General features: G+C 55.5%; 17 protein-coding genes and 1 pseudogene. 11 read left to right on the top strand and 7 right to left on the bottom strand.

The features are described from left to right. Window positions 1-49 precede the first annotated feature (49 nt). From DCO47_RS06200 to DCO47_RS06145, 11 genes are all read left to right on the top strand, one after another. Window positions 50-1,045, top strand: a complete 996-nt coding sequence (locus DCO47_RS06200; RefSeq protein WP_042608830.1) for a GlxA family transcriptional regulator — start codon at window positions 50-52, stop codon at window positions 1,043-1,045. A gap of 323 nt (window positions 1,046-1,368) precedes the next feature. Next, window positions 1,369-2,058, top strand: coding sequence for an ABC transporter permease (locus DCO47_RS06195; protein WP_116657733.1), 690 nt, complete (start codon window positions 1,369-1,371; stop codon window positions 2,056-2,058). Beyond that, a complete protein-coding gene (locus DCO47_RS06190; protein WP_083354174.1) occupies window positions 2,055-3,053 on the top strand; it encodes an ABC transporter ATP-binding protein in 999 nt (332 codons plus the stop codon). Before DCO47_RS06195 ends, DCO47_RS06190 begins: the two co-directional genes overlap by 4 nt. A gap of 2 nt (window positions 3,054-3,055) precedes the next feature. Beyond that, window positions 3,056-3,724, top strand: coding sequence for an ABC transporter permease (locus DCO47_RS06185; protein WP_116657732.1), 669 nt, complete (start codon window positions 3,056-3,058; stop codon window positions 3,722-3,724). A 42-nt stretch (window positions 3,725-3,766) separates the two neighbouring features. Then, window positions 3,767-4,660, top strand: coding sequence for a glycine betaine ABC transporter substrate-binding protein (locus tag DCO47_RS06180; protein ID WP_116657731.1), 894 nt, complete (start codon window positions 3,767-3,769; stop codon window positions 4,658-4,660). Window positions 4,661-5,198: 538 nt separating this feature from the next. Continuing rightward, window positions 5,199-6,305 (top strand): endonuclease NucS domain-containing protein, encoded by a 1,107-nt coding sequence (locus tag DCO47_RS06175; RefSeq protein ID WP_042608835.1) that lies wholly within the window; start codon window positions 5,199-5,201, stop codon window positions 6,303-6,305. 573 nt (window positions 6,306-6,878) lie between these two features. Then, entirely contained in the window at window positions 6,879-8,612 is a 1,734-nt protein-coding gene (locus DCO47_RS06165; protein ID WP_116657729.1) for a class I SAM-dependent DNA methyltransferase, read from the top strand. After that, on the top strand, window positions 8,602-9,942 hold the full coding sequence (locus tag DCO47_RS06160; protein ID WP_116657728.1) for a restriction endonuclease subunit S: 1,341 nt from the start codon (window positions 8,602-8,604) through the stop codon (window positions 9,940-9,942). Before DCO47_RS06165 ends, DCO47_RS06160 begins: the two co-directional genes overlap by 11 nt. 1 nt (window position 9,943) lies before the next feature. Beyond that, window positions 9,944-10,882: a COG2958 family protein gene (locus DCO47_RS06155; RefSeq protein ID WP_116657727.1), complete on the top strand. Its 939-nt coding sequence runs from the start codon at window positions 9,944-9,946 to the stop codon at window positions 10,880-10,882. Continuing rightward, on the top strand, window positions 10,879-11,931 hold the full coding sequence (locus DCO47_RS06150) for a YhcG family protein (RefSeq protein WP_116657726.1): 1,053 nt from the start codon (window positions 10,879-10,881) through the stop codon (window positions 11,929-11,931). Before DCO47_RS06155 ends, DCO47_RS06150 begins: the two co-directional genes overlap by 4 nt. Continuing rightward, window positions 11,928-15,050, top strand: a complete 3,123-nt coding sequence (locus tag DCO47_RS06145) for a type I restriction endonuclease subunit R (RefSeq protein ID WP_116657725.1) — start codon at window positions 11,928-11,930, stop codon at window positions 15,048-15,050. The genes DCO47_RS06150 and DCO47_RS06145 overlap by 4 nt, the downstream gene beginning before the upstream one ends. Before the next feature lie 61 nt (window positions 15,051-15,111). Here DCO47_RS06145 and DCO47_RS06140 read toward each other — a convergent pair whose 3' ends face one another. The 7 genes and pseudogenes from DCO47_RS06140 to DCO47_RS06115 form a co-directional block, all read right to left on the bottom strand. After that, window positions 15,112-16,392, bottom strand: a complete 1,281-nt coding sequence (locus tag DCO47_RS06140; protein ID WP_163011502.1) for an adenylate/guanylate cyclase domain-containing protein — start codon at window positions 16,390-16,392, stop codon at window positions 15,112-15,114. After that, window positions 16,380-16,979 (bottom strand): Pycsar system effector family protein, encoded by a 600-nt coding sequence (locus tag DCO47_RS06135; RefSeq protein WP_116657724.1) that lies wholly within the window; start codon window positions 16,977-16,979, stop codon window positions 16,380-16,382. Before DCO47_RS06135 ends, DCO47_RS06140 begins: the two co-directional genes overlap by 13 nt. Window positions 16,980-17,045: 66 nt before the next feature. Beyond that, the gene (locus DCO47_RS06130) at window positions 17,046-17,333 is read right to left on the bottom strand and encodes a hypothetical protein (RefSeq protein WP_116657723.1); all 288 of its coding nucleotides are present in this window, start codon (window positions 17,331-17,333) and stop codon (window positions 17,046-17,048) included. Next, window positions 17,330-18,310: an integrase domain-containing protein gene (locus tag DCO47_RS06125; RefSeq protein ID WP_116657722.1), complete on the bottom strand. Its 981-nt coding sequence runs from the start codon at window positions 18,308-18,310 to the stop codon at window positions 17,330-17,332. Before DCO47_RS06125 ends, DCO47_RS06130 begins: the two co-directional genes overlap by 4 nt. Beyond that, window positions 18,288-18,434, bottom strand: coding sequence for a hypothetical protein (locus tag DCO47_RS27100; protein ID WP_175472324.1), 147 nt, complete (start codon window positions 18,432-18,434; stop codon window positions 18,288-18,290). The genes DCO47_RS06125 and DCO47_RS27100 overlap by 23 nt, the downstream gene beginning before the upstream one ends. Before the next feature lie 196 nt (window positions 18,435-18,630). After that, a complete protein-coding gene (locus DCO47_RS06120; protein ID WP_116657721.1) occupies window positions 18,631-19,998 on the bottom strand; it encodes a YfjI family protein in 1,368 nt (455 codons plus the stop codon). 905 nt (window positions 19,999-20,903) lie between these two features. Next, window positions 20,904-22,161 (bottom strand): annotated as a pseudogene (locus DCO47_RS06115) (integrase domain-containing protein). Window positions 22,162-22,240 lie beyond the last annotated feature (79 nt).

The following is a 22,240-nucleotide window of genomic DNA, read 5'->3' as shown; positions in this document are numbered from 1 at the left end:
GGTCGAAAGCCGTTCGCTCGAACGGCTGGCCCCATGAAAGGATCTGGCGATGACAGCCCCCATCGATTCAGCGACGTCTGTGAATAACTGTACGACCAAGCGAATCGGGCTGCTCATTCTCCCGCAGTTCTCCATGATGGCACTGGCGGGTGCCAGTGAGCCGCTGCGTGCGGCCAATCGGCTGTCCGGCAAACCGCTTTATGAGTGGACCCTGCTGACTGAAACGGGCGGACCGGTCAGCTCCAGCAGCGGCATCGAAATCCACACTGTGCCGGTTGATCAGGCGCCGGAACTGGATCGCGTGTTCGTTCTGGCGAGCCTGGACATCGAGCATCAGAAACCACCGAAAATCCTGCGTTTCCTCCAGCGTGCCGCCTCGCGCGGGATCACCGTAGGAGCGCTGAGCACCGGCACTTTCATCCTCGCCCGTGCCGGTTTACTGGAGGGCAAGCGCTGTACCTTGCACTGGGAATCCATCGGTCAGTTCTCCGAAGAATTCCCGACGATCGAAGTCACCCGGGAGCTATACGTCAACCATGACAACCGCTGGACCTGCGCCGGGGGCACGGCGGCGATTGACCTGATGCTGGCGCAGATCGCGCTCGATTTCGGTAACCAGCTCGCGGCGAGTATCGCCGAGCAATTTCTGCACGCCCGGATACGTGCGCCGGAAGAGCATCAGCGGATGTCGATCCAGTGGCGGTTCGGCATCCACGATCGCCGGCTGACCGCCGCCATCGCGTTCATGGAGAACAATCTGGAGAACATCGTCGGCATCGAAGAAATCGCCGACCGCTGCAATCTCTCCCATCGGCAACTCGAACGTCTGTGGCATCAGCACTTTGGCATGACGCCGAAGAAGTTCTATCTGGAGCTGCGGTTGAACGAAGCACGGCGGTTGCTGCGTGAAAGTACCCAGCCCATTGCGTCGATTGCCTACAGCTGCGGGTTCGTTTCGGCATCCCATCTGGGCGCTGCTTACCGTCGTGTCTGGGGCTGTACGCCCGGAGAGGAGCGGCGGAAATTTGATGATGCTCACTCCTGATTTCTTTACACGGAACATCCTCCATAAATCCTCCGGACCACGCACTCCGCAAAATCCCATAGCTAGCTAATGACTCGGCCCGCCAAGCGAAGAACTCCGGCGAGCCTGTTCATTTGACGACCGCGCCTACAGCGATCTGCCATCACTGCAAAGCGTTGCACTTCATGCAAGCTGGTTGCGTCACGTCGATTTTTTGATAGAAATCGTCGAACTCCAAGCTCAGAGTGCTTGTACGGGCGCGGTACTGTTTCGTCCAGACACGGCGTTCACTCCAGATGCGCGACCGATAAAAACAACAATGACGTACAGAAGGCACAACCCTCATGGAAACCTTGAGTTTCATTCTGGAAAACGCTGGGCTGATCGGTCTGCTACTCGGCCAGCACCTGTTCATCGTGGCGGTAGCGGTGGGGCTGGCAATTCTGACCGGCGTGCCCGTGGGGATCTTCATCTCCCAGCACCCCAGAACACGCCGTTGGGTCCTTGCCTTCGCCGCGGTTCTGATGACCATTCCCTCCGCCGCGCTGTTCGGGCTGATGATTCCGGCGCTCTCGCAGATCGGCTACGGCATCGGCGTGGTGCCGGCGGTCATTGCGCTGTTTCTCTACTCCCAGTTGCCGATCATCCGCAACACCACCACGGCGATCGCCAACATCGACCCCGCCTTGCGTGAAGCCGCCATCGGCATGGGTATGTCGACCGGGCAACGACTGCGCAAGGTTGAGCTGCCGATTGCGGTGCCGCTGATCATGGCCGGCGTGAGGATGGCCACCGTCATCAACATCGGGATCGCAGCCATCGCCGCTTACATTGGCGCCGGCGGCCTCGGCAGCCTGATCATTCGCGGCATCGCGCAATCGGATACTCGACAGCTTCTGGCCGGTGCGATCGTCATCAGCGTCATCGCCATCGCCGCCGATTATGCGCTGTACGGCTTGCAGCGCCTGCTGACGCCCAACGGCTTGAACAAGAACAAACTGGCCACCGGCCGAATGAAGGAAGCGACGACGTGATCCAGATCGAAAACCTGAACAAGCAATTCGGCGCTGTCACGGCGGTAGAAGATGTCTCATTCAATGTCGAAGAGGGACAGATCTGCGTACTGCTCGGGCCATCGGGTTGCGGCAAAACCACGACGCTGAAAATGATCAACCGACTGATCACGCCGACGTCCGGCACCATCAGAATCAATGGTCGCGACACCTCCGAAATGGACAGCGTCACCCTCAAACGCTCCATCGGCTATGTGATCCAGCAAGTCGGCCTGTTCCCGAATATGACCGTCGAGGAAAATATCTGCGTCGTGCCCAATCTGTTGGGCTGGGACAAGAGCAAAAGCCGTAAACGCGCCGCCGAGTTGCTGGAAGTGGTCGCGCTGGATCCGGCGAAGTTTCTCAAGCGCTATCCCTGTGAGCTGTCCGGTGGGCAACAGCAGCGCATCGGCGTAGCGCGGGCGCTGGCTGCGGATCCGCCGGTGATGCTGATGGACGAGCCCTTCGGCGCCATCGACCCGATCAACCGCGAAGTAATCCAGGACGAATTCATGCGCATCCAGCGCCTCGTCAACAAGACCGTGTTGTTCGTCAGTCACGACATCGACGAAGCGGTGAAGATGGCCGACTGCGTCGCCCTGTTCCACAACGGCAAAATCCAGCAATTTGGCAGCTCGGATGATTTGCTGGCGCGGCCCAACAGCGACTTCGTGGCGAACTTCATGGGCGGCGATCGGATCATGAAACGCTTGCGCCTGCTGCGCGCGGCGGACGTCGTCAGCAAGATCGCGCCGCGCGAACACATGCAGATCGTCGGCAGCAACAGCGGCATCGCGGCGCACTCGCACCTGGTCGTCAAACCGGGCGATGACCTGCGCCAGGTGCTCTCGCAACTGCTCGGTCGCGGCCAGGACTGGGCGCTTTGCAACGACAGCGACGGACGCTTTGTCGGCTATGTGCACCAGGCTGACATCCTCGCGCGACTGGTTGAAAACATCACTCCGGCGGTGCACTGACCATGGCCGACTTACTCAACCGATTCTGGCAGGGACTGCAGTTCTACTGGGACGACATCAGCTACCTGACCGTCCAGCATTTGCAGATCGTCGCCGTCAGCGGCGTGTTGGCCATCGCCATTGCGCTTCCGTTGGGTGTGTGGATGAGCCGCCCGGCGAACCAGCGTTATGCCATGGCCAGCATGCAGGTGCTGAACGTAGGGCAGGCAATTCCAAAGCTCGCACTGTTGGCCTTGGCCATGAGCTTGATCGGCGTTGGCAGCGGCGCGGCCATCATCGGCTTGTTTGTCGCGACCTTGCTTCCCGTCGCGGTCAACACCTACGAAGGCTTGCGCGCGGTGCCGCAGCATCTGGTCGAAGCAGCCGAAGCCATGGGCATGACGCCACGGGAAACGCTGTGGAAAGTCGAAATCCCCAATGCACTGAACGTGATATTCGCCGGCATCCGCACCGCACTGGCGATCAACGTCGGCACCGCACCGCTGGCCTTCCTGGTGGGCGGCGGCGGACTCGGCGAGTTGATCTTCACCGGAATCGACCTGAACGACTTCGGCATGATGCTCGCCGGCGCCGTATCGACCGCGCTCCTGGCAATTGCCGTCGATCTGGGCTGCGGCTTGATTCAAACCCTTGCAGTCTCCCGAGGCTTGCGCATGGCCGGACGCCAATGAATCCGAACACCCTTCACCTAAATCAATAACATGAGGTGCACGATGATTAATCGAATCTTGGCCAGTCTGATCTTCAGCTTTAGTCTCGTTGCCGGTGTTGTCGGCAACGCTACTGCCAACACTACAATTGTCGTCGGCGGCAAGAAATTTACCGAACAGCAACTGGTCGCCGAAATGACCACACAACTACTACGCGCCAACGGCTACAAGGTCGATAAACGCGCGGACCTCGGTTCATCAGTACTGCGCGCGGCACAAGAGAACGGCCAGGTCGATGTGTATTGGGAATACACCGGCACCTCCCTGATTACTTACAACAAAGTCACCGACAAACTCAGCGCAGAGGAAACCTACAAAAAAATCAGCGAACTGGACGCGCAAAAGGGCATCACTTGGCTGAATCCTTCCAAGGCCAATAACACCTACGCACTGGCCATGCGCAAAGTCGACGCCGAAAAGGATGGCGTCGTCACGATCAGCGATCTGGCAAAAAACATCGAAGCGGGCAAATCGTACAAATTTGCGTCGAATGCCGAGTTCTTCTCCCGGCCCGATGGCCTGCGTCCTCTTCAGGAGGAGTACGGGTTTGAATTCGAACGGAAGAATATTGTGCGGATGGATGGTGGGTTGACGTATCAGGCGCTCAGGGATGGTCAGGTTGATTTGGCGTTGGTGCTGTCTACCGATGGGCGGATTCCGGCTTTTGGGTTTGTGGTGTTGAAGGATGATAAGGGGTTCTTTCCTGGTTATGCGTTGACGCCTGTTATTCGGACAGAGGTGCTTGAGGCGAATCCGAAGGTTGGGGAATTGCTGAATGCGCTTTCTTCGAAGCTGGATGATGGGACGATTGCGGGGCTTAATTCGCGTGTTGATGTGGGGCGGGAGGCTATTGAGGGGGTGGCTAAAGCGTTTCTGCAACAAAGCGGTTTGCTTTAGTTGGGCTGTTGTGGCGGTGAAGCCACAGGGTTTCAGCATGACTGTCAGGGTCGGCTAACTATCGCTAGCCTGTTTTTATTCTGCTTGTTCGGTGTTTAGCCAAGACTCGCCGGACGGATTAAGTATCGCTCAGGTCAGAAAAAATTATTGTAGGCGGATAGTTGGTCCAGACTTCCCGCGAAGGATGGCTTACGCCCTGCTGGCAGCTATATCGAGCGCTTGTGGGGTAGCCGCATTTCGGCCTGACTTACACAAGGTGACTTGGGCGGACACTACGGCGCCGTAGTCTTTTTATAGAGTCTGGAAAATCGGCTCATTCCATCGCGGCCTGCGCACGAAGAGAAATACTCCCGTTGGGCTTATCTATCAAGATTTTGTCCTGCCCGGGTTTGCCTTCCTTGATGATACCGTCGTTAACGGCGTCGTCAGAAGCGTAACTTCCACGATGGCCAGGCTCTGACGTGCCCGAAGAACAGCTATCAACGCCTCTCAGATCCATGCTTCACTAGCGCCAACCATTGCGATCAAGGAATGCTCCGTGCCCATCAAAACCGACGTTTGGACCGTTGGCTCTGCACCAAAAAAACTGTACCAAAGCCAATTGCCAAGTGAGCACATTTTAGAGGAAATGATCGTCAACTCGCCGAGTATTCTGTCCGAAGAATGGATGCTAGTAGGACGGCAAGAACTTACGGATGCGGGTGGGCGCATCGACCTCCTAGCTGTCGCGCCTGACGGCAGCCTTGTGCTGATTGAGCTCAAACGAGACCGCACCCCTCGCGAGGTGGTTGCTCAAACACTCGATTACGCCGCCTGGGTAGATGGCCTGACCGAAAGCGATATTGCTGCGATTTACCAACGTTTCCGTCCAGGGCAAAGCCTCTCTGCCGACTTCCAAACACGTTTCGGTCGCGTGTTAGATGACGATGAGTTGAATGCCAGCCATCAGTTAATAATCGTCGCCACAGAGTTGGATGCGAGTAGCGAGCGGATCGTGCAATACCTTAGCAAGCGCGACATTCCTATCAACGTACTCTGCTTCCAAGTCTTTCAGGCAGGCGAGCAGCAATTGCTGAGTAGATCTTGGCTGCTCGATCCGGTGCAGACCCAAGTGAATGCCGCGTCTGCCAGCCAAGGGCTGAGTGAGCCTTGGAACGGCGAGTTTTACTGCTCGTTTGGAGACTCGGATTCACGCTCATGGGCCGATGCTGTGGAGTTCGGGTTCATATCCGGCGGTGGAGGTTCCTGGTACAGCAAGACGCTCCAGCTGTTGTCCGCGGAGGATCGTGTGTGGATCAATATTCCCCAGCAAGGTTATGTGGGGGTAGGTCGCGTGCTTGGCCCTGCTGTCGCAGCAAGTGAATTCAGGGTGATGAAGGATGGCGAGGAGCGGCCGGTGATGCAAGTCGCGGTCCGCGCCAACTATCACGCCGAGTTCATTCATGATCCTGAGCACTGTGAATATTTTGTCCCGGTCCAGTGGCTACAAACCGTTCCGGTTAGCATGGCGGTTCGTGAGATTGGAATGTTCGGGAATCAGAATACGGTTTGCCGGCCCAAGACGCCGAAATGGAGAGCAACTATCGAGCGATTGAAGGAGCGCTTTCCTCAATTCGATGATATGGCCGCTAGTGAGGTTGTGTAGCGGCGGCCAAGCTTTGGACTCGATTCGAGCTCAACGCATCATCTCCAGCGCCGCATCATCCAGCTGCGCTTTACCCAGTGCGGAGAGATATTGCCAGCCGAGATAAACCCTTTCTTACCCTCCATCAACCCCTCTATGGTCAGGTCACTATCCGAATGGCTGGAACTCAAAAAATCTCAAAGCCGCAAAAGCTCTGGAGGCCACGTATTTACTGATTCAGGCACAAAAGATGCCCTTGGACGTCTTTAGATGTTGAGCCGGGGGAAGCTGAATTGGCTCCGTAGGCTGTTGATTAGCAGGCTAAATTTAGGTTGTTTTTTTTGGTTGGAATACCAGTTGGAATACCGGTCAAATCGCTGTGGTTTTTTTGAGGCCTTGCAAGCTCGCTGGGCTGACACACCTATTCGGGCTAGTCCCTGCCTTGCGAGGTAGATCGCGTTCTCTTCGTCGTTACAACTCAGACGAAACAGGTGGTGACCCGTTATCATGCCGGAAATCTTCGCCTGGACCTCTGTAGTCGGGTTTTCAATTTTTACCACGCAATTTATCTGCGTCGAATGTAGGAAGTAGTCCATGACGGATCAAAAGGGTGCCCAACAGACCGCCAGCAGTCTTGCTGAAGACGCGCTCAATCAGGCACGTGCTCGTTTTTCGTCGAGCGAAAGTCTTGTCACCCCAGAGCCTGAGCCGGTAAAGACGAAGCCTGGGCGTAAGGCCGCGGTCTCTCAAACCAGTAATAACCTGCAGGACCTGCAAAAAACGTTGTGGGCTACCGCTGATAAGATGCGCGCCAACATGGATGCGGCTGAGTACAAGCACATCGTCCTAGGCCTTATTTTCCTTAAATATATCTCTGACAGCTTTGCTGGCCGTCGCGCGGAGCTGGTGCGGCGCTTTGCTGATGGCAGCGACGACTACTACCTGGGCAGTGAGGACTCCGAACTGCTGGCCAGCGAGCTGGAAGAGCGCGACTACTACAAAGAAGTGAATGTGTTCTGGGTACCGGAAGTGGCCCGCTGGGATTCGCTGCGCGCCGCCGCCAAACAGGTAGACATCGGCAAGCGCATCGACGAGGCCCTGGCCGGGATCGAAGCAGAAAACCCGCCCCTGAAAAACATCCTCGACAAGCGTTACGCCCGCGCCCAGCTACCCGACGGTAAGCTCGGTGAACTGGTCGATCTGATCTCGACCATCGGCTTCGGTGGCGACGCCCACCAGGCCCGCGACCTGCTCGGTCAGGTCTACGAATACTTCCTCGGCCAATTCGCCAGTGCCGAAGGCAAGAAAGGCGGTCAGTTCTACACCCCAGCCAGTATCGTCAAAACCCTGGTCGCCGTGCTCAATCCACACCACGGCAAGGTCTACGACCCTTGCTGCGGCTCCGGCGGCATGTTCGTCCAGTCGGAAAAATTCATCGAGGCCCATGGCGGCAAACTCGGTGACGTCTCCATCTACGGCCAGGAGTCAAACCCGACCACCTGGCGCTTGGCCGCGATGAACTTGGCCATTCGCGGCATCGACTTCAACCTTGGCCGTGAGCCGGCTGACACCTTTATCCGCAACCAGCACAGCGATCTGCGCGCCGACTTCGTCCTGGCCAACCCCCCGTTTAATATCAGTGACTGGTGGCACGGTAGCCTCGAAGGCGATCCGCGCTGGGTTTATGGCAGCCCGCCGCAAGGCAATGCCAACTATGCCTGGCTGCAGCACATGCTGTTTCACCTCAAGTCCAGCGGCCGCGCCGGCATCGTCTTGGCCAACGGTTCGATGAGTTCCAGCCAAAACACTGAAGGCGATATTCGCCGCGCCATGGTCGAGGCCGATGTGGTCGAAGTGATGGTCGCGTTGCCCGGCCAACTGTTCTTCAACACCCAGATCCCGGCCTGCCTGTGGTTTTTGGCCAAGCAGAAAGTTGCACGCCCCGGCGAAGTGCTGTTCATCGACGCGCGCAAGCTGGGTAACAACGTTAGCCGGGCGCAAATCGAGCTGCTCGACAGCGACATCGAACGCATTGCCCAGACCGTCGCCAATTGGCGCGGGGTGCCGCTGGATGTCGGCGGCGAGATCGCTGAGTACGCCGATATTCCTGGCTTCTGCCGCAGCGTCAGACTTGCCGAAATCGCCGAGCACGGCCATGTGCTGACGCCGGGGCGCTATGTCGGTGCCGAAGCGATGGAGGATGACGACGAAGCTTTTGCCGACAAGATGCAGAATCTCACCGCCCTGTTGGGCGAACAGCTGGCCAAAGGTACGGAGCTAGACCAGTTGATTCGCCAGAAGTTGGGAGGGATGGGGTATGAGCTTTGACCTTCCCACTCTTCCACAGGGCTGGAGCTACGTTCCTCTTGAACAATTGGCTCAAAAAAATTCCGTAACCTACGGTGTCGTACAACCAGGTACGCACGTTGAGCATGGTGTTCCTATCGTTCGAGTGAACAACTTCAAAGAGGGCCGTGTCGAGCTATCAGATCTCATGCGAATTGATCCTGAGATTGAAAAAAAGTACGGTCGAACTCGATTGCAAGGTGGTGAGGTTCTGCTCACTGTTGTTGGTAGCGTTGGCCAAGTAGCTGTAGTTTCGGAGGCACACAAAGGCTTCAACGTAGCTAGAGCTGTGGCAGTAATCCACCCACAACAACAGGTCGACCCAAATTGGCTTGCCCTTTGTCTTAGATCACCGTTGTCCCAGCATTTGCTTGGTAGCCGAGCGAATACAACCGTTCAGACAACCATCAATCTGAAAGACCTACGGGCGCTTCCGGTTCCCATGGCTCCTGAGTATGAGCGTGGAAAGATAATTGAACTGATTGGCTCCCTCGACGACCGTATCACGCTACTACGCGAAACCAACGCTACCCTGGAAGCCATCGCCCAAGCGCTATTCAAATCCTGGTTCGTCGATTTCGACCCCGTGCGGGCCAAGGCGGAAGGGCTTGAGCCGGAAGGTATGGACGCCGCCACCGCAGCGCTATTCCCGGATAGCTTTGAAGAGTCCGAGCTAGGGTTGGTGCCGATGGGATGGAAAGCTGGCTGTGTGGCTGACATTGCAGTTCAGAAAAAGGGTTCGGTGAACCCTCTGGCATCACCGAATGAATGGTTCGAGCACTACAGCTTGCCTGCCTTTGATAGTGGTCAGTCCCCAGTGCTTGAGCACGGCGAGTCAATCAAGAGCAACAAAACGCCTCTGCCAGAGGAAGTTGTACTGCTATCGAAGTTAAACCCACATATCCTGAGGGTCTGGCTGCCGGTTAAGCATGGGAAAAATGCGGTTTGCTCAACTGAGTTCCTGGCCTATTCACCCAAGGCTGGTGGCAGTAAGGAGCTGATTTACTGCTTGTTCAGCTCGGCTGAATTTCAGCAGCAGTTGTGTCAACTGGTTACGGGAACGTCCAATAGCCACCAGCGAGTCAAGCCCGGTCAAGTATTAAAGCTTCGATTGGCGATTGCAGATGATTCGTTGTTTATTGCCTTTGCTGATATTGCATCTCCCATTTTTGAGCGGGTCTATGCAAACCGTCTGAAAGCCAAAACCCTCACCCAGCTCCGTGACGCCCTGCTCCCGCGCCTGATCTCCGGCCAACTGCGCCTGCCAGAAACGGAAGCCTCCGTCGAAAATATGTTGTCGGTGGCTGTCTGATATGGCTCTGAACCTCCGTCAACATGTCATCGAACGCCTGCAAAGCCTGCCAGATACCCAGCAGACCGCCCGCGAACTGGCGCAATGGATATTCGAGCAGTTTCCTGCAGAATGCGCAGTCAAGAAAGCAGCCAGCGCCAGTTACATTCAGACCAACAACGATCTGATACAGCAACTGGTCGCGGAGATTTCTGGTTCACGCCCACGCTGGCAGCGGATGCATGTTCAGTTGAAAACAACCGAAGGCCGCCCCCGTCATTATTACTGGTCGAATATGGATGCCAATGCTGAGGTGGCGGCGGCGGAAGGGATAGCCCTCGCCACGACGGACCTACCAAGGCCCTCGCCATTGCGTGAGCACGCCCTTTACTCATTGCTGACTGAATACCTGCTGACGGACGATCAGCGTGTATTCACCATGCGAATCAATGAAAAGCGTTCGTCTAACCGCGTTGGCAGCGGCGGCAACGAATGGTTGCATCCCGATTTGGTAGGTCTGGAAAATCTGACAGCCGACTGGACGCTAGACCTACGTGATTGCATTCGTGTATTAGGCGAACGTCGTGCGCGTGTATGGTCCTTCGAAGTCAAACTGCTGCTCAATCGTTCGAATGCCCGCAAGAGCTTTTTCCAGGCAGTATCCAACTCATCCTGGGCACATTTCGGCTACTTGGTCGCGGGTGCCGTAGAGGGGGACGGTACCCTCAAAGAGTTACGCATGCTCGCCGCTGCCCACGGCATTGGCGTTATCCAGCTCGACGTACAGAACCCTGTAGAAAGCCAAATCCTGATCCCCGCTCGCGAACGTAGCGAAATCGACTGGGATATGTGCAATCGACTGACTGAAGAGAATGCTGACTTCGCTGAGTTTATCGGGCGCATACGTCGTTTTCACCAGACTGGTGAAGTGTCGGCGAAGGAGTGGGAGGCCAGTGAGTGACTAACGAAACGATTTCCGCGTTGCCCGAGGGCTACGCCGACTGGCTGACTCAGCTTAAAGTCGATATTGCTCAATCCCGGCAACGTGCTGCACTGGCCGTCAACGCAGAGTTGGTGCAGTTGTATCACCGGATCGGAGCGGAAATCAGGCAGCGCCAGCAGGTTAACGCTTGGGGCGCGAAAGTCATTGAGCGACTGGCGCGCGATCTTTCCGATGCCTTTCCCGATATCCGTGGTTTTTCCAGCCGTAACCTCAAGTACATGGCGTTTTTTGCTCAGCATTGCCCTAATGGTCTATTTGGGCAGCAGCCTGCTGCCCAATTGCCCTGGTTCCATGTGGTGACCCTGCTGACCAAGCTGGCCAGCCCTGCCGAGCGTGAGTGGTACGCGCAGCAAACTGTCTTGCTCGGTTGGTCACGCAGCACGCTCGAGCAGAATATCAAGAACCGCTTGCAGCAACGCCAGGGCGCGGCAGTCACTAACTTTGTTGCACGTTTACCGGCTGCTGAGTCGGCGTTGGCTCACGAAACCCTGAAAGATCCCTACCTGTTCGACTTTCTCGGCTTGGGCGACGATGCTCACGAGCGTGATATTGAAGATGGACTGATCCGTCATATCACTCGTTTTTTGTTGGAACTAGGCGCAGGCTTTGCTTTCGTCGGCCGCCAGTTTCGCCTGGATGTGGGCGGTGATGAATTCTTCATTGATTTGCTGTTCTACCACACCCGCCTCAAGTGTTATGTGGTGGTAGAGCTCAAAGCAACGGCTTTCAAACCCGAACACGCTGGCCAGTTGAATTTCTATCTGGCGGCCGTGGATGCGCAGATTAAAGCTGAGGATGACAAACCCACCATCGGCCTGCTGCTGTGCAAACAGCAAAACCGCTTGGTGGCCGAGTACGCTTTGTCGGGCATCGAAAAACCCATCGGCGTTGCCGAATACCAATTGCTGCGCGACTTGCCCGAAACTCTGGGCCGAAATCTGCCGAGCATTGCCGAGATTGAGGCCGAATTGGCCGGTGATCTGAACACAGGAAGTGAGTTGGAATGACCGAAGACCAATTGGAGCAGGAGACCCTCGGCTGGCTGGCAGAGGTGGGGTACGCCCATTTGTATGGGCCGAATATCGCTCATGATGGTGAGCAACCCGAGCGTGAAAGCTATCGCCAGGTGGTGCTGGCTGAGCGCCTGCGCAATGTCATGGCGAGGCTTAATCCAAAGGTTCCAGTAGCTGCACGTGAAGATGCGTTAAAGCAGGTGCTAGAGTTGGGACCGCCGGTGCAGTTGTCGGCTAACCGCTTGTTCCATCGCCTGCTGGTCGGCGGTGTACCCGTGCAGTATCAAAAAGACGGTGAAACCCGAGGCGACTTCGTTCGCCTGATCGATTGGGCTGATGTGAAAGCCAATGACTGGGTGGCGGTCAATCAGTTCAGTATCCAGGGGCCGAAACACACTCGGCGTCCGGACATCATCTTGTTTGTTAACGGGCTGCCGTTGGTATTGCTCGAACTGAAAAATCCTGCAGATGTGAAGGCTGATCTGGGTAAAGCCTTTGATCAAATCCAGACCTATAAAGAGCAGATTCCGGACCTGTTCCAATACAACGAAGTCCTGGTGATTTCCGACGGTAGTGAGGCCCGTATGGGGTCGTTGTCGGCTGATCTTGAGCGCTTCATGAACTGGCGGACCATCGACGGCCAGGATCTCGACCCATTGGGGCAATTCAACGAGCTGGAGACATTGGTACACGGTGCTCTGGTACCAGAGATGTTGCTCGACTATTTGCGTTACTTCGTGTTGTTCGAAGACGACGGCCGTCTGGTAAAGAAAATTGCCGGTTATCACCAATTTCACGCCGTTCGCGCTGCCATTCAGCAGGTAGTGACGGCATCGCGTCCCGGCGGTAGTCATAAGGGCGGGGTGGTCTGGCATACGCAAGGTTCGGGCAAAAGCATCACCATGACGTGTTTTGCGGCTCGGGTGATGCAGGAAGCGGCGATGGAAAACCCCACCATTGTTGTGATCACTGACCGTAACGATCTGGATGGTCAGTTATTCGGGGTGTTCTCGTTGTCCCAGGATTTGCTGCGTGAGCAACCCGTCCAGGTGGAGTCACGTGGGGACTTGCGTGCGAAACTGGCCAACCGTCCTAGTGGCGGTATTGTGTTCGCGACCATCCAGAAATTTATGCCTGGAGTCGATGAAGACAGCTTCCCGGTATTGTCCTTGCGGCCAAACATTGTTGTTATCGCCGATGAAGCTCATCGCACGCAATATGGTTTTAACGCTGAGCTGAAAGTGCCTACTGGGCTTCAAGTTGCCGAGAGCAAAGCCCGTTATCAGGTTGGTTTTGCTCATCATTTGCGTAACGCGCTGCCGAACGCCACTTTTGTCGCTTTTACTGGTACTCCAGTATCCGGTGAGGACCGCGACACGCGCTCGGTTTTTGGTGAGTACATTCACGTCTATGACATGCAGCAGGCCACTGAAGATGGGGCGACCGTCGCCATCTATTATGAATCGCGCTTGGCCAAACTGTCGCTGAAAGAGAGCGAGCTACCTACGATCGACGATCAGGTCGACGAGTTGGCAGAAGATGAAGAAGACGACCAGCAGTCGCGACTGAAAAGCCGTTGGGCCGCGTTGGAAAAGGTCGTCGGGGCAGAACCACGGATTCGGAGCATTGCGTCGGATCTGATCACGCACTTTGAGGCGCGTAATCTGGGTTTGGTCAGTATGGAGCAGATGCCCGGCAAAGCCATGGTGGTCGCCATGAGTCGCGAGATCTGTGTGCACCTGTACAACGAGATCATCGCTCGACGTCCTGAGTGGCACGACGAAGATCCCGAGAAAGGTGCAATCAAGATCGTGATGACGGGCAGCGCATCGGATAAGGCTTTGCTGCGACCGCATATCTACTCTGGACAGGTCAAAAAACGACTGGAGAAGCGTTTCAAAGATCCATTGGATCCCCTCAAGCTCGTGATCGTCCGCGATATGTGGCTGACCGGGTTTGACGCACCGTGCGTCCATACCTTGTACGTAGACAAACCCATGAAGGGCCACAACCTGATGCAAGCCATTGCCAGGGTTAACCGTGTCTTTAAGGACAAGCAGGGCGGCCTGGTGGTGGACTACATCGGCATTGCCAACGAACTGAAGGCCGCGCTGAAGGAGTACACCGGCAGCAAAGGTAAAGGCCGGCCGACGGTGGATGCCTACGAGGCCTATTCAGTATTAGAGGAGAAACTCGACGTTCTGCGCAGTCTGCTACATGGCTTCGATTACGGTGACTTCCTCACTGGAGGACACAAACTACTGGCCGGCGCAGCTAACCATATCCTGGGAATGGAAGATGGCAAAAAGCGGTTTGCTGATAACGCGTTGGCCATGGGTAAGGCATTTACTTTGTGCTGCACGCTGGATGAGGCCAAAGCTGTTCGCGAAGAGGTGGCGTTCTTTCAGGCTATTAAGGTCATTCTGATCAAGCGTGAAGTCAGTCAGCAGAAAAAAACCGACGAAGAGCGTGAGTTAGCTATTCGACAGATCATCGGCAATGCAGTGGTCTCTGGTGATGTTGTAGATATTTTCGAGGCGGTGGGCTTGGAAAAACCCAACATCGGCTTGCTCGATGACGCGTTTCTCGCAGAGGTGCGCAACCTTCCAGAAAGAAATCTGGCAGTGGAGCTTCTGGAGCGATTGCTCGAAGGCGAAATCAAAAGCCGTTACAGCTCTAATCTGACCCAAGAGAAGAAGTTTTCTGAGTTGCTGGGCAACGTCATCAAGCGCTACCAGAACCGCTCCATCGAAACGGCGCAGGTCATTGAAGAGCTGATTGAAATGGCCAAGAAGTTCGCCCAGGCCAGCAAGCGCGGTGACGTGCTTGGGCTGAACGATGATGAGTTGGCGTTTTACGATGCTTTGGCGACTAACGAAGCTTCTGTGCGGGAGTTGGGCGATGAAATCCTGGCGAAAATTGCCCATGAGCTCACTGCTAGTCTGCGGGCCAATGTCAGTGTCGACTGGAGTAGTCGTGAAAGCGTTAGGGCTAAGCTGCGGATCCTGGTGCGGCGTATTTTGCGTAAATACAAGTATCCACCGGATAAGGCTGAGGATGCAGCGCAGATGATTCTCGACCAGGCAGCAATGCTATGTGAAGGTTGGTTGTAGAAACAGTCCTTTCCTTATCACAGATCAAAGAGCGATAAGGAAAGGGCCGCAGATTGTCAATCTATCCAATGAATACGCTGTATTTTTGCTCAGGATACGTTAAGACCCCGTCCTCAAGCACGGATACAAACATATGATGTAGCCCTAGATAGGAGGCTCCTTCCCAGCGTTTAGCAAAATAGAGGCCGTTATCGCGCTGTATTGCTTTGACGAGCGTTTCATGATTCCCTTTGTCGTTAGCAATCCCGGCCTGTTTTCCATTGTTCTCTACACGAAAATTTACTTCTATATTGTTAGATGAAGTAATTGGCCTGAAGAGCGCTTTGAATTCTATGCCTTGATGCAATGGCACAGACCGCGAGCATTTGTAGTAGTGTTCATCTGATTGTATGCCTTCCTCTCGCTTTATTGTACTGGATATTTTTATCGGGTAATTATCGTCCTCGGGATACGGAAGTAATGCGCTGTATTTGTCCTGAGAAAGAACATACTGGCGGTAGTTCATCGGCCGACCGTCAGCGTCTCTGTAATTCGGGGAGACATAAGGTAATGTTATTTTCTCACCTGCACTTATGGCGCGCCTCACTTCCACGACTTCATCGTGTAGGTCTAGAAGATCAACAACTGATTGGCCAAGCATGACTCGATTTCGAGGAGCACTCTGCTGCAGTTTTGCTGCAACGTCGACATGGAAAGAGGTTGCTGTTACCTCCGATACACCAGCGTAACCATACATTCCCCATAGAACTTGTTCGTGAGTTCCGTAGTCTATGCCGACTCGAATCCCGACATCCTCAGCTAAGCCGCGTTCGCGTAGCTTTGGAACCACTTCCTCGCGGATGTATTGAACAAGGACGGCGCCACAGTTGATAGCATCAATTGCGCTGTTATTCGTATTCCCTTCGCCTCTAAAAAATGCGAGGACGGCATCTCCCATTATGCGATGGACGTGGCCGTCGAATGCAAGCACGCATTCAATAGCACATTTTATAATTTGATTTTTAAAGTAAAAAACCATTTCCGGTGAATAGTATACCCCTAGTCGGGTTGAACCTTGTATGTCAACGAATAGTGATGTTACAAAGCCCTTCTGCCATTCGCCTGATTCGACCAAATGGTCGAAGTCTGGATGTCCGCCAATTACAGCGTTTTTTATACCAGGTTTTCCATAAAGTTTGCGTATATTGTTTTGAATGCCGTAATCATGTATTTGCTCTACTGACTCAAGTGATACTGATTCTGTCACCATTTTCGGTGATTGTGTAGAGTCGAAAGTGCGAGCTGATTTTGTGAGTGTGGGATCCATTTCAAAGGAGCCAAATATTTTATTCATCCGTGACATATATAATATCCTGCGACTTCAAGTGTTTGAATTAAACCAAAGGCAAGCAGAGCCACAAGGTTCCATTTGGTTAGGTTTGCTGCCTTGGAAATTATTTTGAATTTTAAATCAGTTATAACGGCAACTTCATGGACCTGAATTGACAAGTCGCGCTCAAGCTCGTCGGCGCTTTTTATCTTGACGGAGTTCGCAAATTCAGAAGCGGTGAAGTTTTTGGCAATAGAGCCAAAGAAAAATATTGAATGAGGCTCAGTCTCCCCGGGGCCAGTGCTGGCACTTGTTAAATTGGGCCAGATGCTTTTGATTACGTAGTAGATACTTAATAGCGAAAGAAGCGTTATTATTGTTAGGATGAAAATTAATAAGTATAGATAATGGCTTTCCTTTTGAATGAAGCTGTCTGCCTTGAGAACAACGCCGCCGAATATTGCTGCGTTTAGAGTCGTTAATAACCCACTTTTGAAATTCACTGTCCCAATGTATGCGTCAAATCTTTTTAGGCTGTCCCAAAGGCTAGACATCCGAAGCTTTTGCTCATCGCTGACCTTTCCTCGCTCCTCGGAGGCCTTCAACTCAGGGGTATCCATTTCAAAGCATCTCCAATAACGATAGGTGACATCATCCTAGCATCACATCGTGCAAACGATCGCTTCCTAACCGTGTTGCGCGTTAATAACATCCCGCTCAGCACCTAATCGTTTCTCGATTAACAGAGCGGTGAGTCGATAGTGATATCGAGTGGCGTCCGAGCGGTTCTTCAGATGCTGAGTGAAAAACCATCGCATGTGCTTGAGTTGCCAGCGCCAAGGATTGTCTCGCTGCCATCGTTGTTGAATGGCGGCTTGCATGATTCGGGCTTGCCGTAGATGTCGTTGTTGCGTGGCTGTCGAGCCGGTCAATGCGCCGCTCAGGAACAGCGCCATATCGAAGGGCTTGGTCATGTCCGACCTCCTATATAGGTCGAAACCACATCGACCCGGTTATGCCCGAGCTCAGCACTGATCCGTTGTCGTGCCCATCGATCAAGGTCGTGATCCATACGATAACAGTGACCACCATTGACCGGGGCGTCGTGGCCGGTGAGTTGCTCGTAACGTTTACAGGCATAGGCAGCTCGCAACTCATGAAACCCCTTCACCCCCTGCCTCTGTAGTAATTCGCGAGCGGGCCGCACCGTCTGCTGCAGGAAAGTCGCATAGCTTTCGCCTTTGGCCAGCAAGTTGCGGCTGCTGGCCGGTGAGGCGTGACAAGCCATTTGCAATGCCGCCTTCACCTCTTCATCGGCCGCTATCCATCGCTGCGCAGAGGCCCCTGACCGGCCGCCTTTGGTCCCATCCTGAATATTGATGCGGCCTAAGTGTTTAGCCTCCCGTTGCAAACGTGGCAGGTCAGCCAGGATTGCTTCGCGCAAGCGCATGCCGGTTGCGCGGGCCAAGCAGACAATCGCAGCGACGCGGTGGTGTTGCTGTTCGCGAAGCGTTTCAATCACTCGACTCTGTTGTTGGCTGTCTTGGCCATTCGGTGCGCGGGTGCGTACGCTTGATCGCTGCATGCCGAGTGCCTTGCTCGGGCTGGCGATTTTCACGTACTGATCACCGCGTATCGCTGCGAGGGTGCGGTTGACGCTACTCAGGCGGTTCTGCGCGGTGGCGATGCAGATTTCACCTTGTTGGATCTGCTTGCGCAGGTGCGCGGCGTAGCTGTGCAAGGTACTGCGATCTATCTGGCGGGCATCGTTGTAACCGGGGCCGTCCGCTGACCGACACCACTTCACAAAAGCCTGCCAGCGATCACTGTGTGCTTTGACCGTAGCGAAGTGGCCGCCGGCGAACATATCTTTCAGCGCTTGTGGGCCGGCATAGCTGAGCTGACGGCCATAGCCAAAGTTGCGGCCATCACGCCGGCCGACCAGTGCCATCGGCTTCACCGTTTTCCGTGTCTTGCAGAAAGCGCAGCACCGCTTTCCAGTGGGCGCTGATCTTGTCCATCTGGTGCCAATGTGTGGGACGAATAATCAGGGCGTTTTGCTGATGCCGGAGCATTGCGCCCTCTTCGCGCAGTTGGTGGATTAGTTGGCCGATGTCGACAGGCCCTAAGACGGGGGTGGCGACAACGGCGACAGTGGCGACAACCCTTGTAGTCGCTGCTCTGAAGCTTGGCGACAAGGCGGCGACGGAAGTGGGGACACTCCGCAATGCAGGTCGTGTCTGATGCTGTGCCTGGTAACGGCGCACCGCGTCATTGAGGCGGAACATGGCGCACCTCGAAGGTCTTTCCGTCAGGAGAGTCCAGCCAGCTATGTGAGATCAATTCGACCAGCAGCGTAATGGTGTGATGACTGCTCTTGCGGGCAAAGCGGGGGCCATTGCGATTGAGGTCGCGGACGGTAAATTGGGTCCAGCCTTTTTGCGTCAGCCAGCGCAGCAGTCGATCCGCCTCCTCGCGTAACGTGTTGATGGGCTCTTGCTCCGTCAGGCGCTGGATTTCGGCCAGGTAGTAATCCATCAGCGTCGAGGCGCGCTGGATATGGGGTTCGTCCACTACGGGCGCGTCTTCAATCACCGCCAATACCCCGGCGATACGCAGTACATTGGCGGCTGCTTTCCCGGCGACAGATTGAATGCCGGCCAGCTCGCCAAACTCACCAGATTGGCATTCGATGGTGTCGTGAATATCGATCCAGGCACCGCGAGCGCTGGGTGTCAGTTCCAGCCTGTCAGGGTTAAGTGAGCCGTCGTTGTGTAGCGACAGCGGCTTATCCAGCAGAGCAGTAATGCGCGCTTGGTAGCGCTGGATCCTGGCATCTCGCGTAAGGTCGACCGCCTTGTACAAGCGTCGCCCCACTAGACGTTCGGGCCAACTGATCAGGCAACGGCCAAGGATGCCTTGGCCGTTGATCATCCGGTCTGTGAGTAGCTGGGTGGCCAGGTAAGGTTGCAGCATCAGATGTAGACTGAGGCGACGATCATAAGCTCGCAGGCTTTCGCCAGGCATGGAGCGCGCCCGGTCGATGGGGCTGCCGTCCCAGAGTGCTGACAGGGTGGTGATGGCCTTGAGTTGGTTCTCTTTGCTCATGGTGCTGCTGCCCAAAAACTGGCCGCCCTCATCGTTGAATAGCCCCATGCTGGGCAAGCCCTGGCATAGGTTTTTGATCAGCGCCTCAATGGTGGGCTCGGCGATGATCAGCCTGGGCGGTATGGGGTCGGATAACTCACGAGCGTCGTGCTTTCCTCGAATGGCGGCACGATTGGCTTTCAGTTGCTCCAAGTACAGCATCCACTGCCGCCGCTCCCACTCACGCGCAGCCGCCAGCGCCAGATGATCCACTGCGCTTTTCCGATCACCCGACGATGCCACCGTCAGCATGTACAGGGACAACGGATAAACACGGCCATCGAGCTGCACATTGGCATGCGACTGGGTCACCAGGGCGGCAGTGGCCAACATCGATTGCGCAGCCATGGCGCAGGGCACGCCGATCACCTCGGCCATGCGTTCGACGGCTGGTCCTAATATCTGTCCCAACGCTTCGACCGGATACGCCAGCGGCTCGGGCCGGTATTCCAGCAGCGGCTGTGGCAGGTCAAACGCTTCGCACAATTGCATCGTCATTCTCCTGGTGCTTCGAATTTCCCCTCACTCTCCCCGCCACGGTTGTTGAGTGTTATCAGGGATCAAGGCCCCTGCAGCCTGTGAGGGTTGTCCACTTACGCGGGACGGGCGGCTCTTTACGACCGGGAGCTTGGGCATCTCATGATCTGGCCTCCTGAGCACCGATAGCGGTGGGCGGGTGGAGGCTGCGTTGGCTGACGAGACCAGCGCCGCGAGATCCTGAGTCTGTTGCAGGCAGTGATGCGATGACCGGGGCGTGCCTGACTGTCAGTCAGGTGCAGTCCATTCCGCGAGCTGCGGCACCATCATCTGCATTGCTGCTGCGGGTGACATCGGGGTTTGTCACGCCGATTGTCACAGGGATAAATGCTGCAATGTGTTGCCCGGCAAGGGCTGCGGCAGTGATTTCGGCGCCCGTCTCTTTCCTGGAGAAAGAGACGGGCGTGGGCTGCCGCATTTGCACTGTGGATAAGTTGGCTTCGATCACGTTGGGCGTGACTGCGCGCCTAATTGGAAGCGAGCGCGCATGGGCTGGGACCACCACTGTAGGGCGTAGCCTTAAAGGTCCCTGGCTACCTGGGCATTGCTGTCGATGACAGCGCTGTACAGCTCTGGTGTAACGCGTGCTCGGAGGGTGGTCAACCTGGTGTGCGGTGGGGTTTTTAGGCGATGAATGTGTATGGAGGACGGTGGCTTTGAATGGACAATTGGCCGTTCGTCGGTTTTTAAAGTGAGCCCCTGAGGGCGGGAAGGCAAAGCCTTCCTGCCCTCAGGGGCTGGGCCTTAAAAGCTTGTGGGCGATACAGATGGTGGCGACGGTCGCCGCTTTGTCGCCATGCGCAGGACCGCTAAATGCGTGAGTTGTCGCCAGTGTCGCCGCTGTCGCCAGCAGGAACTGATTAACGAAACGGGATGACGTTCCCGTTTGTGTTTTCATGAATGGCCGTCACCGACAAATTGCCGGTGGCGGCTTTTTGAATGTACTCGCTCCACCAAACCATCATCGGACGCCGGCGCTCGATGTAGTCCGCTCGGTTGTACGCGCTTCGGACTTCGTCTTTGTCGACATGGGCGAGTGCGACTTCAATCAACTCCGGGTCCCATCCATGTTCGTTGAGGATGGTACTCGCCATTGATCGCAGGCCGTGGCTGACCAGCCGATCCTGAAAACCCATACGTTTTAACGCCATGTTCGCGGTTTGGCTGTTGGCGTGAGTACGCGGATTTCGGTCTGCCGGAAACACATGTTCCCGGTGGCCACTATAGGGTTTGAGTGTCTCCAGCAGCGCGAGCGTCTGGTCGCTCAGAGGGATGGGGTGCGCACGGCGTTTTTTCATGCGCTCCTTTGGGATGGTCCAGATGCGTTTCTCGAAATCTATTTCTGCCCAGGTCGTCCCGGCAGCCTCGGCAGGGCGGGTCATGGTGTGCAGTTGCCATTCGATGAGGCAGCGGGGTGATGCGTTTAATGCTGGCGTTGGCAATCGCCACCATGAGGTCGGGTAGTTCTTCGGGGGAAAGTGCCGCCATGTTTTGTTTTTGCGGTTTCTTGAAGGCTGCGCGAATGCCACTGAGCGGGTTCGCAAAGATCAGCCCGCAATTGACGCCGTAGGCCATGATTTCGTTGAGACGTTGGGAAAGTCGCTTGACCGTCTCCAGGCTGCCTTTGGCCTCGATCGGGCGTAGGAGCTTGATGATCATGGGGGCGGTAATGTCTGCGAGGGGTGTGGCTTTGAGGCTGGGGAAAACATGCAGCGTGAGTGAGCGCCAGATGTCTTCGGCGTAGGCCGTTGTGACGGAGTGTTTTTTCAGTTCGAACCAGGCGGTGGCCACCTTCTCGAATGTGTGTTCGGTCTTCGCCAGCTTGGCTTGCCTGAGCTCATCGCGGTGAGCCTTGGGATCAATGCCTTGCGCCAGTAGTTCACGTGCTTCTTGAGCTTTCTTTCTGGCGTTCGCCAACGAGAGAGCCGGGTAAGGGCCCAGAGCCATATTGAGGCGGTTTTTGGTTACCGGCTCGCGATAGTTGAAATTCCATATCATCGAGCCACTAGCTCTGACCCTGAGTTGAAGGCCGTCGCCGTCAGTGAGAACGAAGTCTTTCCCTGTTGCCTTGACTGCCTTGAGTTGGCGGTCTGAGAGGCGGGTTGCATTAGTAGGCATGAGAGCTACCTCCGACACCGTTTTGGTATCCCAAAAATAGCACCGGCGGGTCCGGGATACCAAATGGGATACCAAGACG

This window comes from Pseudomonas sp. NDM, assembly GCF_003105095.1.
Taxonomy (GTDB): Bacteria; Pseudomonadota; Gammaproteobacteria; order Pseudomonadales; family Pseudomonadaceae; genus Aquipseudomonas; species Aquipseudomonas moraviensis_A.
Note: the sequence above shows the minus strand (reverse complement) of the source record. Positions and strands in the feature narration are given on the sequence as shown.

Coding starts and splice junctions, on each gene's coding strand:
- DCO47_RS06130 (WP_116657723.1), bottom strand. CDS start 17,333: ATGACCAAGCCCTTCGATATGGCGCTGTTCCTGAGCGGCGCATTGACC.
- DCO47_RS06195 (WP_116657733.1), top strand. CDS start 1,369: ATGGAAACCTTGAGTTTCATTCTGGAAAACGCTGGGCTGATCGGTCTG.
- DCO47_RS06180 (WP_116657731.1), top strand. CDS start 3,767: ATGATTAATCGAATCTTGGCCAGTCTGATCTTCAGCTTTAGTCTCGTT.
- DCO47_RS06125 (WP_116657722.1), bottom strand. CDS start 18,310: ATGGCACTGGTCGGCCGGCGTGATGGCCGCAACTTTGGCTATGGCCGT.
- DCO47_RS27100 (WP_175472324.1), bottom strand. CDS start 18,434: ATGCTCCGGCATCAGCAAAACGCCCTGATTATTCGTCCCACACATTGG.
- DCO47_RS06200 (WP_042608830.1), top strand. CDS start 50: ATGACAGCCCCCATCGATTCAGCGACGTCTGTGAATAACTGTACGACC.
- DCO47_RS06155 (WP_116657727.1), top strand. CDS start 9,944: ATGGCTCTGAACCTCCGTCAACATGTCATCGAACGCCTGCAAAGCCTG.
- DCO47_RS06185 (WP_116657732.1), top strand. CDS start 3,056: ATGGCCGACTTACTCAACCGATTCTGGCAGGGACTGCAGTTCTACTGG.
- DCO47_RS06140 (WP_163011502.1), bottom strand. CDS start 16,392: ATGTCACGGATGAATAAAATATTTGGCTCCTTTGAAATGGATCCCACA.
- DCO47_RS06160 (WP_116657728.1), top strand. CDS start 8,602: ATGAGCTTTGACCTTCCCACTCTTCCACAGGGCTGGAGCTACGTTCCT.
- DCO47_RS06145 (WP_116657725.1), top strand. CDS start 11,928: ATGACCGAAGACCAATTGGAGCAGGAGACCCTCGGCTGGCTGGCAGAG.
- DCO47_RS06135 (WP_116657724.1), bottom strand. CDS start 16,979: ATGGATACCCCTGAGTTGAAGGCCTCCGAGGAGCGAGGAAAGGTCAGC.
- DCO47_RS06120 (WP_116657721.1), bottom strand. CDS start 19,998: ATGCAATTGTGCGAAGCGTTTGACCTGCCACAGCCGCTGCTGGAATAC.
- DCO47_RS06165 (WP_116657729.1), top strand. CDS start 6,879: ATGACGGATCAAAAGGGTGCCCAACAGACCGCCAGCAGTCTTGCTGAA.